We start from the raw sequence: 17,456 nt of genomic DNA on the forward strand, positions 1-17,456 counted from the left end.
ACCATCTGGTCTGATTCGGATGAGCTGCCGGTGGGTCATCGGGACAAGCCACGAACTGGATCGTTGCTGGAGGTGGTTTCACCCGTGTTGTCCTGGTCAATGGAATCTGTCCGGGACTGGCTCATAGCTAGAACCGCCGCCCTGAGCGGGCTGGATCCCGGTGCAATCGATGGACGTGAGCCGTTTACCAGCTACGGGCTCGATTCGTTGATGTTGACGACGCTCGCCGACGAGTTGAGTGAGGCAGGGGGGCACCCCGTGTCGCCAGTCCTGTTCTGGGCGCATCGGTCGCCGATCACGCTGGCGCGCAGGCTGACCGGCGCCGGGTCGACGCCGCCGGTGCAGCGTGAAACGCCAGCTCAAGGTCAGCCGATAGCGATCGTCGGTCTTTCTTGCCGGTTCCCCGGCGCTCCCGACGCGACGGCATTCTGGCGATTACTCAGCTCAGGTGCGGACGCGCTCACCCAACCGCCGGACGGTCGATGGGCTCGCGACAGTCCGCCGCGCGGCGGGTTCCTCGACCGGATCGACGAGTTCGACCCGGAATTCTTCGGTATCTCTCCCCGGGAGGCTCCGCACGTCGATCCGCAGCAACGGCTCATGCTCGAACTGATGCAGGAAGCTCTCGATGACGCGGGCATTCCGCCTAGCGGTCTCGAAGGCAGCCGGACCGGAGTTTTCGTCGGTGCGATGTGGAGTGAATACGGGGCGGGAATCCGCGCGGACCCCGACCTGGTCACCCAGCACACCTTGGCCGGAGGCGATCCGAGCATTATTCCCGCCCGATTGTCCTACACGCTCGGTGCGCGCGGGCCGAGCCTTCAGGTGAATACCGCATGCTCGTCGTCACTGGTCGCGGTCCACCTCGCGGCTCAGAGCATGCGTGAAGGCGAGTGTGATCTCGCGTTGGCCGGTGGCGTGAGCCTGATGCTGGCGCAGGACACGGTGCACGCACTGTCCCGGCTCGGCGCGCTGGCACCAGACGGGCGGTCCAAGGCGTTCGACGCGCGTGCGGATGGATACGGCCGCGGCGAAGGTGGCGGGATGATCGTGCTCAAGCCGCTCGATCGGGCACTCGCCGACGGTGATCCGATTCACGGCGTGCTGAAGGGCAGCGCGGTGAACCACGACGGATTCAGTAACGGCCTGACGGCGCCGAGCCCGCAGGCCCAGGAATCCTTGCTGCGTAGCGCTTATCGCCGAGCGGGGGTTGTGCCTGCCGAGGTCGGGTACGTCGAGGCGCACGGGACGGGAACGGCGCTCGGTGACCCGATCGAGGCAAGCGCGCTGGGCGCGGTACTCGGCGTGGGCCGGTCTCGCGACCAGCTGTTGCCGATCGGTTCGGTCAAGAGCGCGATCGGCCATCTCGAACCTGCGGCCGGGATCGCCGGCCTGATCAAGGTGCTGCTGGCGATGCGGCATCGCACCGTGCCGCCATGCGGCCAGTTCGAAGAACCCAACCCGAATATCCCCTTCCGTCAATGGGGTTTACGGGTCCCCACGCGGGCGGAGCGGTGGCACGGCGACGCGGAAGGTCGCCTCGTCGCCGGGGTGAGCGCGTTCGGCTTCGGCGGTACGAACTGCCATGTGGTCCTCGAGAGCGGCGATGACTCTCCGGTCCACCTGCTGCCCCTTGCCGCGGGCACCGAAGACGGCCTCCGTGCCGCGGCGCGGGAGCTGGCGTCCACTCGGGACCTGCCGCCGATCGCCCGACTGTGCGCCGCCGCGTCTGTCGAGGCGGACGGCTCACACCGGCTCGCACTGTCCGTTCGCAACCGCGACGATATCGCCGCGGGCGCGGAGAAATTCCTCAGCGGCCGTGCCGGAGCCGGAATCAGCACCGGGATTACCGGCAGCGACCGGCCGAGGATCACGTTTCTGTTCGGTGGCCAGGGTGCGCAGTGGACCGGGATGGGTGCGCGGTTGTTGCGTGAGCCCGCGTTCCGGGCGGCGATCATGCGGTGCGAGACCGCGCTGCGCCCACACGTCGACTGGTCCCTCACCCGGCTGCTGACCTCGGCCGACGAGAGCTGGATCGAGCGCACTGAGCTGGTCCAGCCGGCGATCTTCGCGATGCAACTCGCGTTGACCGACCTGTGGCGATCACAGGGAGTCGAGCCGGATGCAGTCGCCGGGATGAGCATGGGTGAAGTCGCCGCCGCGCACGTCGCCGGAGCGATCACTCTCGATGATGCCGCGCTGATCATGTGCAGGCGCAGCGCGATCGCCGGCAGACTGCCCGGCCACGGCGGAATGGCCGTGCTCGACCTCTCCGCTGAGGACACCAACGACCTGCTGTCCAGGCACGGCGGTGAGGTGTGGGTCGCGGGCAGTGCGAGCCCCGGATCCACGGTCATCTCCGGTGATCGAGCAGCAATCAAGGTGATACGGGACCAACTCGCCGCGCGCTCGGTCGCGTCGGCATGGATCAGGGTCGACTACGCCTCGCACAGTCCCTATGTCGACTCCGTCCTGCCTGACCTGCGGGACGCGCTCGCTGATCTGCGGCCCGGCGAGACCCGGATCCCGTTCTATTCCTCGGCCACCGGGGCACAGATGCAGGGCGCGCTGCTCGATGCCGAGCACTGGGTGCGCACCGAACGCGAACCATGGCGGTTCGATACCGTGATGGAACACCTGCTCGCCGGGGGGCGCCAGGTCTTCGTCGACGTCGACCCGCATCCGATTCTCACGTCGGTAGTCGAGCAGCACGGCGGCACGGCGCTGCCGACATTGCGCCGTGCGGACCGCGACCACTCGACCTTGATCGACTCATTGGGCGCGCTGTACACCCTGGGAGCCGCCCAGCCGCCGCCGGATCAGGGCCGGACGGAGTTGCTGGTGCTCTCCGCCCGCTCTCGCGATTCCCTGCTGGCATCGGCGACCACGATGGCACGCGAGCTCAGTGGTGACAACGACATCGCCCTGCGCGATCTGTGTTACACGGCCGCGGTGCGGCGCGACCACCACGAACACCGGCTGGCGGTGACGGGTTCGTCTGCGAAGGAGCTGGCCGATTCACTGCGGGCCGCGGCTGTGGGGACCATGCCCGGCAACGCGTGGATGGGCAGCGTGGCACGTGGCGAGCGGCGAGCGATCGTGTTCGTGTGCTCCGGCCAGGGTTCGCAATGGGCCGGTATGGGCCGAAACCTGTTGCGTGCCGAGCCCGTTTTTCGCGCGGCTGTCGAAGAATGCGAGAAGTGGTTGCGTCCGCTGACCACCTGGTCGCTCACGGCCGAGCTGACCGCGCCGGTGGAACGAAGCCGCCTCGATGAGACCGCGGTCGCGCAGCCGGCTCTGTTCGCTGTCCAGGTGGGGATCGCGCGGCTGTGGCAGGCATGGGGGCTTGCGCCGGACGCGTTGATCGGCCACAGCGTCGGCGAAGTCACCGCCGCGTACCTGGCCGGGTCGCTGTCCCTCGCCGAAGCGGTCGAGGTGGTGTATCACCGGGGCCGGTTGATGCAGGCCGCGGCCGGAGAAGGTGGTATGGCTTCGGTGGAACTGCCCGCCGAGCGGATGAGCGATCTGCTCAGCGCGTACCAGGGTGAACTCACGATCGGCGCGATCAACGATCCCGATTCGACCGTCGTTTCCGGTGACGCCGCCGCACTGGCCGACTTGCTCGTACGGCTGCGCGGCGAGGGGATCGCATGTCGCGAGCTCCGGGTCGGTTACGCGTTCCACAGTGCGCGGATGAACCCGGCCGGGCGCGAATTGTCTCAGGCGCTCGGCACGCTCACTCCGGGGCCGAGTCGGTTGCCCATCTACAGCACGGTCTCCGGGAATCTCGTCGGCGACCAGCGTTTCGACGCGGACTACTGGGTGCGAAACGTGCGGGAGACCGTGCGGTTCGCGGACGCCATGAACGCCGCGATCTCCGACGGATACCGGGTTTTCCTGGAGATCGGCGCGCATCCGGTTCTGCTGGAGAACGTCCAGCGATGCCTGGCTGCCCGTCGGATCGAAGGTCACGCCGTTGGTTCGCTACGCAAGGGCGAGGACGAACGATCCGCGCTGCGCCGCGCGGCCGGCGCACTGTACGCCGGTGGCTGCTCGCCGGATTTCGATCGGCTACTCGAAACCGGCAGGGTCGTGTCGCTACCCGCTTACCAATGGCGACGGAAGCGATACTGGCTCGCGGCCGACCGGCGTACCGCGCTCGCCGGCGACGGCGGGGGCCATCCGTTGCTCGGCACAGGCCTGATCTCGGCGGTAGAGCAGGGAACCCGTTACTGGCAACGCGCGCTGGACCCGGTCAGGCTGCCGTATCTCGCGGACCTCACGGTGCGCGGGACCACTGTGATCTCGGCGGCCGCGTTCGCCGAAATGGCATTGGCGTCGGGCGCCGAGGCGTACGCGACCAAGGACATCGTCGTCACCGACTTGGTGTTCGAGCGCATGCTGGAAGTGACCGCGGCCGCGGCGCCCACGACCCAGACAGTGATCAGCACACGGGAGGGGCTCTTCCAGGTATTCGGCCAGCGTGGTCCGGATTGGGTGCGGCACGCACTGGCCACCGTCGGGCCGGACACCGAAAAGCCGGATGTGCGCGAGGCCCCCGCCCTGATACGGCACCGCTGCACCGGGCATCGGGACCGGTCAGCGCACTACCGCGCGCTGGCCGGGGCGGGGCTGGGAATCGGAGAGCACCTTCGTGGGGTATCGGAGCTGTGGTTCGGCCACGAGGAAGTGCTTGCCCGGCTCGTGCCGCCGGAGCTGCCACATGGTCGAGAGACCGATTACCGAATCGCTCCCTCGATACTCGACGCTGGTCTGCAGGCGCTGATCGCCCTGTGCAACGGTTCGTCCGGAAGCAATGTGGTGACCGGGATCGGTCGGTTGCGAGTGCATCGGACCCCGGCGGGCCCGGTATGGGCGCACGGCCGATCAGCGGGGTCGGGCGGCGACCTCTACCTGCTCGATGACGACGGCCGGGTATTGGTGCAGGCCGAGGGCGTGCGCCTGCGCCGGCTCACAGATCCCGATACGGTCGCGGATTGCCTGTACACGGTGGAATGGCGCGAAAGAGCGGTCCGGCAACCCGTGCCAGATCGAGCCGGGGCGTGGATCGTGGTGGCGGGCGAGGATCGCCTCGGCGCTGAGCTCGCGGAAGAGCTGCGAGCTCGAGGCAAGCAGTGTGAGCTGGTGACCGCGCAGACGGCGGACCCGATCCGAACAGACTCTCTGCGTGCGGTTCTGACCGGACCGGCCCCGGCGGGGGTTGTGCACATCGGAAGTCTCGGCAGCGCGAGCCTGCGTGGGTTGGCCGACGCGCTGGCCGGGATGGGCTGGCGCGATCAGCCACGGCTGTGGCTGGTGACCCGTGCCGCCCAGGCGGTCGGCGAGCACGTATCGGCGGTGGATGTCGACCAGGCGGCGTTGTGGGGACTCGGCAGGGCGATCGGGCTCGACCATCCCGAGCTGTCGGTCACGCGGGTGGACCTTGCCGAGCAGACGACACTCGATGAGGCGGCCACGCTGGTGACGGTCCTGCTCAGCGATGATCGTGAGACCGATGTCGCCCTGCGTCCCGGTGGCCGGTTCGTGGCCAGGCTGGTTCGCGCGCCGGACGTCCGTGAGCGAGCGACGGCATTACGGGCGGACGGCGCATACCTGATCGTCGGCGCGGGTGCCGCACTCGCCGAGTCGTTCGCCAGGTGGATGACCGACTGCGGTGCGCGCAACATCGTGATACTGGACCGAGACGGCGCCATCGGGCCGATCAGCATTCCGGGAGCGCAGGTGTCGACCATCGACACGTGCGGGACCGACGACCGCGAGATGACCAGGCTGATCACCGAGATCGAGGCTGTGTCGGGCCCATTGCGCGGGCTCATCCACGCCGATGGTGAGGACAGCGCCTGGCGGTGGCATAGACACACGCTCGATCGCGAGCTGGATCTGTTCGTGCTCTGCTCATCGGTCGCCTCGTTGTTCGGGTCTCCGGGCGACTCGATGGCAAGCGCACGGATGAACGCGATCGCACACCATCGCCGTGCCCGCGGCCTGCGCGCACTGAGCCTGCACCTCGCGCAGGCAGGCATGGCGACACACGGCATCGCCGATGCGTCCTCGGCAGACCTCGCGCGCGCATTGGACCACGGGGTATCTGCGGATCTCGGTCAACTCGCGGTGATGAAGCTGAACCTCCGGCACTGGTACGAATCCTTCCCCAGCGTGGCGGGGACACCGCTGTTCGATGAGATAGAAATCCGTGCCGCGGGGAGCGCCACCGCGCTCGCCGACAGGCTGGCCGCGGCCGGCGCCCCGGAACGGGCCGGCTTGATCGAGCAGCACCTGATCGAGCAGGTTTCCCTGACGCTGCAACGAGATCCCCCGAGCCTGAGCCGGCAGTCGACGTTCCAGGACATGGGCATGGACTCGCTGATGGCGGTGGAGCTACGCAACCGGCTGGAATCGTCGCTCGGCGTCCGGTTGTCCGTCGCGCTGGTCTTCACCTACTCGACCGTCGCCGCGCTCACCGAGTTCGTCGCGGACCAACTCGCGGGGAGGGAGACTCCGGCCGGAGATCCGGAACCGGACGATCGGTCTTGCATGGCAGCGGACATCGATCTGCTCTCCGACGAGGAAGCCGAGGCCATGCTGCTGGAGAGCATCCAGCTCGTCGAACAGGAACAGCAAGATGACTGAGCAGACATCGCCCGTGAAGAAGGCCTTGGCGGCTATGCGGACACTGCAAGCCCGGCTGGACGGGGAGCTGATGGCGAAGACCGAGCCGATCGCCATTATCGGCATGGGCTGCCGTGTGCCGGGCGGCGGCCGCGGCCCCGACGAATTCTGGCAATTGCTCGACGACGGCGTCGATGCGATCACCGAAGTGCCTCCGGACCGGTGGGTGGGTGAGGTCGGCAGTCCGACGCGCTGGGGTGGCTTTCTGTCCGATGTGGACGCCTTCGACGCCGCCTTCTTCGGCATCGCGCCCCGGGAGGCCGAGGCGATGGACCCCCAGCAGCGCCTGCTGCTGGAAGTCGCCTGGGAGGCGCTGGAACAGGCCGGGCACGCTCGGCCCGACCGGCTGGCGGGCTCGAGAACCGGTGTCTTCACCGGTGTTGTCGTCACCGACTACGACCGGCTGAGCCTCGGAAACCGGGACATCTACACGGTGACCGGCAACGGGCACTCGTTCCCCGCAGGACGGCTGTCCTACGTGCTCGGGCTGCAGGGACCCAGCATGGTCGTGGACACGGCGTGCTCGTCGTCGCTGGTCGCCGTGCATCTCGCGGTCCAGAGCCTCCGTTCCGGAGAGAGCGCGATGGCGCTGGCCGGTGGGGTCAACCTGATGCTGGCCAGAGACATGACCGACATGCTGGCCAGCTCGCGCGCGCTGTCCGAGGACGGGCGATGCAAAACCTTCGATGCGCTGGCCAACGGCTATGTCCGGGGCGAGGGCTGCGGGATGCTGGTCCTGCGACGGCTTTCCGACGCGGTGGCCGACGGCGATCCGGTGCTCGCGGTGATCCGTGGTTCCGCGGTGAACTCCGATGGCCGTTCCTCCGGGCTGACCGCGCCGAACGTCTCGGCGCAGAAGGCTTTGCTCCGTCAGGCGTTGCGCAGCGCCCGCGCCGAGGCGGCGGACATCAGTTACGTCGAGACGCACGGCACCGGAACCCCGCTCGGTGATCCGATCGAAGTGGACGCGCTCGCCGACGTGCTCGGCGGGTTGCGCGACGATGGTTCGCGTTGCGTGCTCGGCGCGGTGAAGACCAATATCGGGCATCTCGAAGCGGCTGCCGGGGTGATAGGGCTCATCAAGGTCGTGCTCGCGCTGCAGCGGGAGCGCATCCCGGCGAACCTGCACTTGCGCACCGTCAATCCCAGGATCGACCTCACCGGAACCGCCCTGGTTCTGCCGAGTGACCCGGTTTCGTGGCCCAAACGCGACGGTGCGACGCGGTTGGCGGGTGTCAGCTCGTTCGGCATCAGCGGCACCAATGCGCACGTCATCGTCGCCGATCCGCCGGAGCAGGCCGAGCCTCCCGTGACCGAACCCGGACCGGCACTGGTGCCGATCTCCGCGCGCGATGCGGGCGCACTCACCGATTTGGTCGCCGCGTTCCGCGCCATGCTCGACGAGCGGCAGGCCGAGATCCCGGATATCGCCTACACCGCGGCTGTCCGCAGGCATCATCATCGGCTCCGGGCCGCCTGGGTGCTGCCCGGCGACGGGCCGCCGCGCCTGGTGCCCGGCACTGAGCCGGCCGAACGGCCGAGAGTGGTTTTCGTGTTCCCTGGCCAGGGCTCGCAGTGGCTCGGCATGGGGCGTGCACTGCTCGCCGGCGAGCCCGCGTTCCGAGCGGCTGTCGAGACATGCGACGACGCGATCAGAAACGAGACCGGATGGTCTGTCATCGATGAATTGACCGCCGGGCCGACCACGTCGCGGCTCGACCGGGTGGACGTCGTGCAGCCGGTCCTGTTCGCGATGGAGGTCGCGTTGGCGGCACTGTGGCGATCGAAGGGCATCGAGCCGGACGCCGTCATCGGGCACAGCATGGGTGAGGTGGCCGCCGCGCATGTGGCCGGCGCGCTCACGCTGACCGACGCGGCGCGCGTCATCTGCCGCCGCAGCCGATTGCTGCGCGCACTGGCCGGGCGCGGCGCGATGGCGCTGGTGGAACTGCCGATCGAGCGAGCGAGCGCGGCGCTGTCCGGAGTCGCCGATCGGGTGTCGATCGCGGCGAGCAACAGCGCGCGCTCGACGGTGCTCTCCGGTGATCCGGACACACTGAACGAGCTCGTGGCCGAGCTGACCGGTGCGGGGGTGTTCTGTCGTCGGATCAAGGTCGAGGTCGCCGCGCACAGCCCACAGGTCGATGCCATCACCGATGAATTGAGTCGCCAACTCGGCGCGCTGACGCCGAAGGCCACCACGGTGCCGATGTGGTCCACCGTGCTCGGTAAGGTCTGCGACGGGGCCGAGCTGGATACCGCCTACTGGATACGCAACCTTCGTGAACCCGTGTTGTTCGCGCAGGCGGTCCGTGACTGCATGGCGCTGGGGCGCACGATCTTCGTCGAGCTGACCCCGCACCCCATCCTGCTGCCCTCGATCGAAGAGGACGGAGGCCTGGTCGTTGCGTCCGGGCGGCGCGAACACGATGAGCGCGCGGTTTTCCTGGAATCGCTCGCCGCACTGTATGTCCGCGGCTGCCAGGTGGACTGGCCCGCCCTCCACCGGAGTGGCGGACGCTGCGTGCCACTGCCCGCCTACCCGTGGCGGCGCCAGCGGTACTGGGTGGATCGAACTCCGGCTGCGCGCGCCGAGCACGGGCATCCATTGCTCGGTGGGCCGGTCAGCCCGGCAACCTCACCGGGTACCCGGATCTGGGAGCGCGAGCTGAATCTGCCGTACCTGGCCGACCACATGGTCGACGGCGCGGTGGTGTTCCCGGCGTCGGGATATGTCGAAATGGCGCTCGGCGCATGCGGACGATCGATGGTGCTGGAGGACATCGCATTCGACCGAATGGCGATTCTCGCGAAGGACGGCTCGGGACACGTCCAGTTCATCGAGGACTCCGACCATTTCCAGGTGTATTGCCGAGCGACGAGGGGCGAACCGTGGGTTCTGTGCGCGCACGGGACCGCCCGTCACGGTGGCGAGGGACCGCCGAGGGCCGAGCCGCCATCGTCGGTGCGGAACCGGTGCGGCACCGAGGTATCCGTAGCGGAGCACTACGCGCGGTATGCCGGGCGAGCTGTCGACTACGGCCCGGCTTTCCGTGGTGTGCAACGAATGTGGACCGGTGACGGGGAGGGCGTGGCCTTGGTCGAGCTGACCGGCTCGTCTCCGGGGTATGTCTGTCACCCTGCGCTGCTGGACGCTTGTTTCCAAGTGCTCGGCAGCGTGCTACTCGACCAGCGGGCCGGCGGCGGGGTCATTCCGGTTCGGATCGACCGGCTCCGAATGCACCGGACACCAGGTGGCCGTGTGTGGGTGCACGCCCTTGCCCGGCCCACCGAGGACAGTGGGGATCTGCTGGTGCTCGACGAAGACGGCACCGTGCTGATCGAGGTCGAGGGATTGACAGTGGCAAGGCCAGCCGGACCGGGACCGTACCGGGACTGGCTCTACCGGGTGGCATGGCGCGCCGCAGAGCGGCTCGTTGCCCCGGACCCTGGCGATGGGCCTTCGGGGACGTGGCTGGTGCTCACCGACTCCGCCGGTGTCGGTACACGTCTGGCCACGCTGCTCGAACAGCGTGGTCAAACCTGCGTACTGGTCGGCAATCGGGACATCGACGTCGCCGATGACGATGCGTGGAGCGCGCTGCTCGACGACGTCGCCGCCGATGGCGAAAGCGCCTGCATCGGGGTAGTGCATCTGTGGAGCCTGGACACCACCGGTACCGAAAATGTCACCGCCGACACGCTGACCGCCGATCAGCACATCACCGGACTCAGCACAGTGCGGCTCGTCCGCGCACTCGCTCGCCTCCGTCCGCGAGACCATCCCCGGCTGTGGTTGGTCACCAGAGGCGCGCAGCAGGTGGGCCACGAACCGGTCGAGGTGTCCCAGGCGCCGTTGTGGGGATTGGCAAGGACATTGAGCGTGGAGCACCCCGAACTGGCGTGCGTGCGGGTCGACCTCGGATCGGGTTGGGCGCCACCCCGTTGCGCCGACGAACTCCTTCCCGAGTTGGTCGGTGCGGACGGCGAGGACGAGATCGCCTTACGGGAGGAAGGGCGGAATGTGGCGAGGCTGGTACGGGCCTCGTTCGAGCCACGGGACGTCGAACTGTCCTTCGCCCGGGGCACGTACCTGATCAGTGGCGGGCTCGGCGGGCTCGGCATCGGTTTGGCGCGCTGGCTGGCCGCACACGGTGCGCGGCACCTCGTGCTGGCCGGACGGCATGATCCGGTTCCGGACGTGCGGGCCAGAATCGACGAGCTCAGGAGCGAAGGCGTCGAGGTCGTGGTCGCGCGGGCGGACGTGGCCCGGCGCCAGGACGTCGCCGCGCTGCTCGCGGACATCGACGCCCGGATGCCGCCACTGCGCGGAGTGCTGCACGCGGCCATGGTGCTCGACGATCGGACCATTCTGGAACTGGATGCCGAGCGATACGACCGCGTGCTGGCACCCAAGATGCGGGGGGCTTGGAATCTGCATGAGCTCACCGAGGACCGGGAGCTGGAGTTCTTCGTGATGTACTCGTCGGCCTCTGCCCTGCTCGGCTCGCCGGGGCAGGCAAACTACGCGGCTGCCAACGCATTTCTCGGCGCGCTCGCCCGGCATCGGGAACACGGTGGCCGAAAGGCTCTGTGCGTGGACTGGGGGTTGTACTCGCAGGAAGGAATCATGGCGGAACGCAACACCGAAGGCCGGCGACTCGCGCATCGGGGGGTTGGCACCCTGACCCCCGAACAAGGCACGGACATCCTCGGTCTGCTGTTGGGTGGCAACACCAGCCAGATCGCTGCGGCCAATCTCGATCTGCGACAGTGGCTGGCGTTCTACCCGGCTTCGGCCGGTGCGTCGCTGTTCACCGAATTCGGTGACGATGGGAGGGAGAGTGCGAGCAGGCCATCGGATCCCTGGTTCGCCGACCGGCTGCGCGCGGCGACACCTGCCGAACGCCCACGCTTGATCGACGACGTCGTTACTGAGCAACTCGGCCGGATCCTGCATCTCGACGCGGCTGCGATCGACCGGAAGGCACCGCTGACCAGCATGGGAGTCGACTCGCTGATGGCGCTGGAACTGCGGAACCGGCTGGAGGCGGCGCTCGGCGTGCGGCTGTCCGCGACGCTGCTGTACAGCGCACCGACGGTACGGGCATTGACCGAACAGCTACTCGACGTGCTCGGTATGGCCGAGCCCCAGGAGGCCATCGACGAGGTCGATGACCTCCGCGACCTGCTGGCGCAGATCGACGATTCGATCGACCGGCTCGAGCGCAGGCAGTTGCCGTGACCGTCATCGACGAGGAAGGCTACCGCTCGCGCCTGGTGAAAGCGGCTGCCGCGCTGCGGAGCCTGGAGGCCGAGGTCGCGCGGCTGACGCGGCAGCAATCCGAACCTGTCGCCGTGATCGGCATGGGCTGCCGCTTCCCCGGCGGCGCCGACGACCCGGAATCATTCTGGACGTTGCTCTCCGACGGCGTCGACGCGGTGTCCGAGCGGCCGGCTCGCGCCACCGACGATGCCGCGCGAACAGGTGCCTTCCTCTCCGCTGTCGACGGTTTCGACGCGGCGTTCTTCGGAATCTCGCCGAGGGAGGCCGCGGCGCTGGATCCGCAACATCGGCTGCTGCTCGAAGTCGCCTGGGAAGCGCTGGAAGACGCCGGCGTGGTGACCGAGCGGCTGATCGGTAGCAGAACCGGTGTGTTCGTCGGCATGAGCAGCAACGACTATCTGCTGCTCAGCGCCAGATCCGGCGCGATGGGCGGGTACGCGGGCACCGGAACGGCCCACTGTTTCGGTGCGGGCCGGTTGTCCTACCTGCTCGGACTGCGGGGGCCGAGTCTCGCGGTGGACACCGCGTGCTCATCGTCGCTGGTTGCGGTACACCTGGCGATTCGCAGTCTGCGGACAGGAGAGAGCTCGCTCGCGCTGGCCGGGGGAGTGAATCTCGTTCTCGACGAGTCGGTGACCCAGATAGTGGCCGATCTGCAGGCGCTGTCGCCGGACGGCCGGTGTCGCGCATTCGACGCGCGTGCGAATGGGTTCGTCAGAGGCGAGGGTTGCGGAATCGTGGTGCTGAAGAGACTGTCCGACGCGCTGGCCGACGGTGATCGGGTGCTTGCCGTGCTGCGGGGTTCCTCGATGAACTCGGACGGTCGCTCGGCCGGACTGACCGCGCCGAACCCATCGGCGCAAAAGGACATGCTGCGTCAGGCCTTCGCCGATGCGCGGGTGCGACCCGACGACATCGGATACGTGGAAACTCACGGCACCGGAACAGCGCTCGGGGACCCGATCGAGATCGAGGCCTTGACCGAAGTCTTCGGCGAACCGGAGCCCGACAGCGGCGGTTGTGTACTCGGCGCCGTCAAGACCAACGTCGGGCATCTCGAAGCCGCCGCCGGGATCGCCGGATTGATCAAGGCGGTACTGGCATTGCGGAATGCGGAGATCCCCCGCAACCTGCACTTCAGCACCCTGAATCCGAGGATTTCCCTGACCGGAACACCATTCGTGATCCCGAAGACGGCCGTGGCGTGGCCTCAAAGCGATCGGCCACGCATCGCAGGTGTCAGTTCGTTCGGCATGAGCGGCACCAACGCGCATGTCGTCGTTGCCGAAGCGCCTACGCCCGAGCAGGTGCCACCGCGCGCCGGGCCCGTTGTGCTCCCGCTGTCGGCACGCAGCCCCGCGGCGCTGACCGAGCTTGCTTCGGCACACGCGAGTGTCCTCGAACGGGGCAACGATCCGCACGATATCGCCTATACCGCGGGGGCACGGCGTGATCATCACGAGTGGCGGACCGCGGTGGTCGGGGAGTCCGGAGCCGAATTGGCCGGGAAGCTGCGCGCCTTCGCACGGGACGGCGCCACCGTGGCACGAGCCGCCGCGCCGCCTGCGCTCACCTATGTCTTCTCCGGACAGGGCTCGCAGTGGATCGGCATGGGACAGCAATTGCGATCCAGCGAGCCGGTTTTCGCCGCTGTGCTCGGTCAATGCGATGAGCTCATCGCGAAGAACGCATCCTTTTCGCTGCTCGCGGAGCTGGCCGCACCACCGGACCGGTCGAGGTTGCGGCGCACCGAGATCGCCCAGCCCGCGCTGTTCGCCTTCCAGGTCGCGCTGGCCGCCCTGCTGTCCTCATGGGGCATCCGACCGGACGCGGTCATCGGGCACAGCGTCGGTGAAATCGCCGCAGCGCACGTCGCAGGTGCGTTGAGTCTCGCGGAAGCCATCAGGATCGTGGTGTCCAGAGGCCGCATCATGGCGCGGGCAGCCGGTTCGGGGACGATGGTCGCGGTCGAGCTGGCCCACGATGAGGTCGCGGCCTTGTTGTCCGCGACCGACACTTCGGTCGCGGTGGCCGCGATCAACGACGACAACTCCGTCGTGCTGTCCGGCACGGTGGACGAGCTGCACACCGTGCTCGGCCCACTGCAGCGACAAGGCGTTCGCTGCCATCGGCTGCCGGTCGACTACGCGTTCCACTCCCCGTCGATGGCTCCACAGGCCGTGGAGCTCGCGCAGGAGCTCGGCACGGTCGAGGCGGGCCGGACCGCGTGCCCCATGTACAGCACGGCACGCGGAGACCGGATCGCCGGAAATGAATTGACCGGGGAGTACTGGGCGGACAATGTCCGGCATCCGGTGCGGTTCGCCGAAGCCGTGCACGCTGCGGGCAGAGACGGGCAGCGGCTCTTTCTCGAGATAGCACCGCACTCTGTGCTGGCCGGCCATGTCGCGAACTGTCTCGGCGCGCCGGCGGCCATACCGACGCTGCGCAGGGAGCGTCCGGAAATGCTCAGCCTGCTGAACGCGGTCGCCGACCTCTACACCGCGGGGTATCCGGTGAACTTCGGCGGCCTTTACCCGGATCGCCGCCCGGTGGTGTTGTTGCCACACTATCCGTGGCAGCGCAAGCGTCACTGGCTCGACACCCCGGAACCCCCACGCGAACAGGTCGCCGTCGAGCCGGTGCATTGGCTCGCGGAGCTGATCGGGCTGCCGGATGGCGAGCGAGAGGCCGCGATCGAGTCGGCGGTACGCGCGGACGCGGCTACCGTGCTCCAGTTGTCTTCGCCATCCGATGTCCCGGTCGACGGCAAGTTCATGGAGCTGGGCATGGATTCGCTGATGACCGTGCAACTGCGGCATGAACTGGCCGCGCGAACGGGACTCGCGCTGCCATCCACTCTCGCCTTCGATCACCCGACCCCACGGGCGATCACTCGGTACTTGCTGAAGATGCTCGCGGAGCGCGAAGAGGATGAATCATGATCAAGGTTTACGGGACAGCCACCAGCGCGTGCACGCACAAAGTGTTGATGGTGCTGGCCGAGAAGGACCAGCAAGCCGAGCTGGTCGAGGTGAGTGTTCTCAAAGGACACGACAAGTCTCCGGAACACCGGCAACGCCAGCCCTTCGGTGAGATTCCGGTACTCGAAGACGACGGGTTCCTGCTGTACGAATCGCGGGCGATCATCCGCTATCTCGATCAGCGGCTGCCGGGCCCCGCGCTGACGCCGGACAACCTTCAGCTGCACGGGCTGATGGAACAGTGGATCAGCATCGAGCAAAGCTATGTCAGCGGCCCGGTGTGGGAGCTGGTCCGTGGCGGCCCGGTCTACGAGATCATCCGGAGCAGCCCCGCTGCCGCGCTGTTGCCGCCGCCGCCGGACCAGGACGCTATCGCCGCTGCCCGCGCCGCGCTGGAGACACCTTTCGACGTCGCGGACGCCACGCTGTCCAGGCAGGAATTCCTCGCCGGCCCCGAGTTCTCACTCGCCGAGGTCACCTGGCTGCCCTACTTGCAATATCTGGTCGCCTCCAACGGCGCGGACCTGATCGATGCGCGGCCGAACCTGGCGCGGTGGTGGCGGGAGATCAGTGGAAGGCCGACTTGGCTTCGAGTCGGCAAGGTGCTGGAGCGACCCGAATGAACCAGTTCGATCTGTGGGGTGAGCAGATGCGGGTCGATCCGTTGCCGACGCTGGCGCGGATGCGTGCCGAGGCACCGATCGTCCGGCTGTTCAATCCGCACCAGGGGGCGCCCGAGTGGCGCGTGACCCGCTACGCCGACGTGGTGGAACTGCTCCGTGATCCCCGTTTCAGCAAGGACAAGCGGAAACTGTCCGATCAGGCACGTTCCCGGTACTTCCGGGTCACCGAATTCGACCGGCTGGACAAGCACATGCTCTACGCCGATCCGCCCGAGCACAGCAGGATGCGCGCACTGGTGGCCAAAGCGTTCACTCCCCGCCGGATCTCGCAGCTGCGCCCACTCATCGCCGAGGCGACGCAGAGGCTGCTGGACCTCGCCGAGCAGCAGGACTCGGTGGACCTGCTCGACACACTGGCATTCCGGTTGCCGATCACCGTGCTGGTCGAGCTGATCGGGGTTCCGATCGAAGACCAGGAGCGCTTCCGGGAGTGGACCAGAATTCTGATTGCTCCGCCGTCGGAAGGAGACTTCGACGCCCTGCGCCGGATGGCGATCGAGTTTCAGCAGTACCTCGAGGAATTCCTCGAGCTGCGCCGCAGGCACCCTCGCGACGACCTCACCAGCGCGTTGATCGAGGCGCAGACGCATGGCGACCGGCTCTCATCGGTAGAACTGATGAGCATGGTCTTCCTGCTCATCGCAGCAGGGTTCGAGACGACGGGCAACCTCATCGGCAACGGGGTGTGGGCGCTGCTCCGTCACCCAGAGCAGATGCGGCGGCTGCGCGACACGCCTGAACTCATCGAACCAGCCATCGAGGAGGTGTTGCGATACTGCCCGCCGGTAGCCAACAGCACCGGGGCCTTTCCGCTGACCGATGTCGAGTTCCAAGGCACGGTCATTCCGGCCGAGGAACTGGTCGTCGCTTCGTTGCTGTCGGCACATCACGACGAGGAACGGTTTCCCCAACCGGACCGGTTCGACATCACCAGGACACCGAACCAGCATCTGGGGTTCGGCCATGGCCTGCACTTCTGTCTCGGATCGTCGCTGGCAAAACTCGAGGCGCAGGTGGCTGTCGGCACCCTGGTGCAGCGCTTTCCCGGCCTGGGGTTCGCCGCCGATCCGGACACGTTGCGATGGAAGATCGGCGTATTCGTCCACGGCCTGGAATGCCTGCCTGTGACCTGGGAAGCGCGATGACGATCAGAGTGCGCCAGGCGGCGCTGGACGACCTGGATGAGATCATGGCCGTCGAGCAGGACTGGGAGGAATCCCAGCGGGCGAGCCGGGACCAGATGACAGCTCGCCTGCGCGCCTTCCCCGAGGGATTCTGGATTTTCGAGCAGGACGATGAGGTCGTCGGAACCTTGATGGGCTTCCCCATGCGCTACACGCCGGACAAGATCGCCGAACTCAGCGATTGGGATACGGTCACCGGTCACGGCTACTACCCGACGATAGGTCTGGACACCGCGAACGCCATCTACCTCGCCTCCGGCTCATTGAAGCGGAGCGCGCGCGGCGGAATGGCATACGCGGTGATGATGGAGACCCCGGTCGAGCTGGCCGAGCGGTTGGCGCTGGACTATGTTCTCACCGGAGCCAAGATCCCCGGCTACGACGCCTATTGCCGCCGGTTCGGTGAGATCGACGCAGGCGACTACGCGTTTCGTCAGCTCGGCGGCTGCCTCGTCGATCCGTTCCTGGAGATGTACCGGGGGCATGGCTATCTGGTGCCGGACCGACGGCACATCATCCCCGGATACTATCCAGATCCGCCGAGCAGGGACTACGGCGCGATCGTCGTCCGGAACACGTCCGGTCGATGAACTACGTCTCCGGAACGAGACTCGGGGCCCGCGACCAC

At 67.7% G+C, this 17,456-nt stretch carries 6 protein-coding genes; all 6 read left to right on the plus strand.

What is annotated here, in order from left to right; genetic code table 11:
• Nucleotides 1-72 precede the first annotated feature (72 nt).
• Genes ON29_RS34190 through ON29_RS31720 form a run of 6 tightly spaced genes read left to right on the plus strand, consistent with a single transcriptional unit; the run spans nt 73 to nt 17,418 of the window.
• Nucleotides 73-6,651 (plus strand): type I polyketide synthase, encoded by a 6,579-nt coding sequence (locus tag ON29_RS34190; RefSeq protein WP_245549281.1) that lies wholly within the window; start codon nt 73-75, stop codon nt 6,649-6,651.
• Entirely contained in the window at nt 6,644-11,935 is a 5,292-nt protein-coding gene (locus tag ON29_RS31700; protein WP_040871896.1) for a type I polyketide synthase, read from the plus strand. Before ON29_RS34190 ends, ON29_RS31700 begins: the two co-directional genes overlap by 8 nt.
• Nucleotides 11,932-14,922, plus strand: coding sequence for a type I polyketide synthase (locus ON29_RS31705; RefSeq protein WP_051175821.1), 2,991 nt, complete (start codon nt 11,932-11,934; stop codon nt 14,920-14,922). The genes ON29_RS31700 and ON29_RS31705 overlap by 4 nt, the downstream gene beginning before the upstream one ends.
• Nucleotides 14,919-15,584 (plus strand): glutathione S-transferase family protein, encoded by a 666-nt coding sequence (locus ON29_RS31710; RefSeq protein WP_217999367.1) that lies wholly within the window; start codon nt 14,919-14,921, stop codon nt 15,582-15,584. Before ON29_RS31705 ends, ON29_RS31710 begins: the two co-directional genes overlap by 4 nt.
• Nucleotides 15,581-16,789 (plus strand): cytochrome P450 family protein, encoded by a 1,209-nt coding sequence (locus ON29_RS31715; protein ID WP_040871897.1) that lies wholly within the window; start codon nt 15,581-15,583, stop codon nt 16,787-16,789. The genes ON29_RS31710 and ON29_RS31715 overlap by 4 nt, the downstream gene beginning before the upstream one ends.
• Nucleotides 16,786-17,418 carry a GNAT family N-acetyltransferase gene (locus tag ON29_RS31720; protein ID WP_040871898.1) on the plus strand — a complete coding sequence of 211 codons (633 nt, stop codon included), beginning with the start codon at nt 16,786-16,788 and terminating at the stop codon, nt 17,416-17,418. The genes ON29_RS31715 and ON29_RS31720 overlap by 4 nt, the downstream gene beginning before the upstream one ends.
• Nucleotides 17,419-17,456: the final 38 nt, after the last annotated feature.

The organism is Nocardia exalbida NBRC 100660, from assembly GCF_000308575.1.
Lineage (GTDB): Bacteria > Actinomycetota > Actinomycetes > Mycobacteriales > Mycobacteriaceae > Nocardia > Nocardia exalbida.

Excerpts from the sequence above, each read along its gene's own strand:
- ON29_RS31715 (WP_040871897.1), top strand. The coding sequence starts at position 15,581 with ATGAACCAGTTCGATCTGTGGGGTGAGCAGATGCGGGTCGATCCGTTG.
- ON29_RS31710 (WP_217999367.1), top strand. The coding sequence starts at position 14,919 with ATGATCAAGGTTTACGGGACAGCCACCAGCGCGTGCACGCACAAAGTG.
- ON29_RS31720 (WP_040871898.1), top strand. The coding sequence starts at position 16,786 with ATGACGATCAGAGTGCGCCAGGCGGCGCTGGACGACCTGGATGAGATC.
- ON29_RS31700 (WP_040871896.1), top strand. The coding sequence starts at position 6,644 with ATGACTGAGCAGACATCGCCCGTGAAGAAGGCCTTGGCGGCTATGCGG.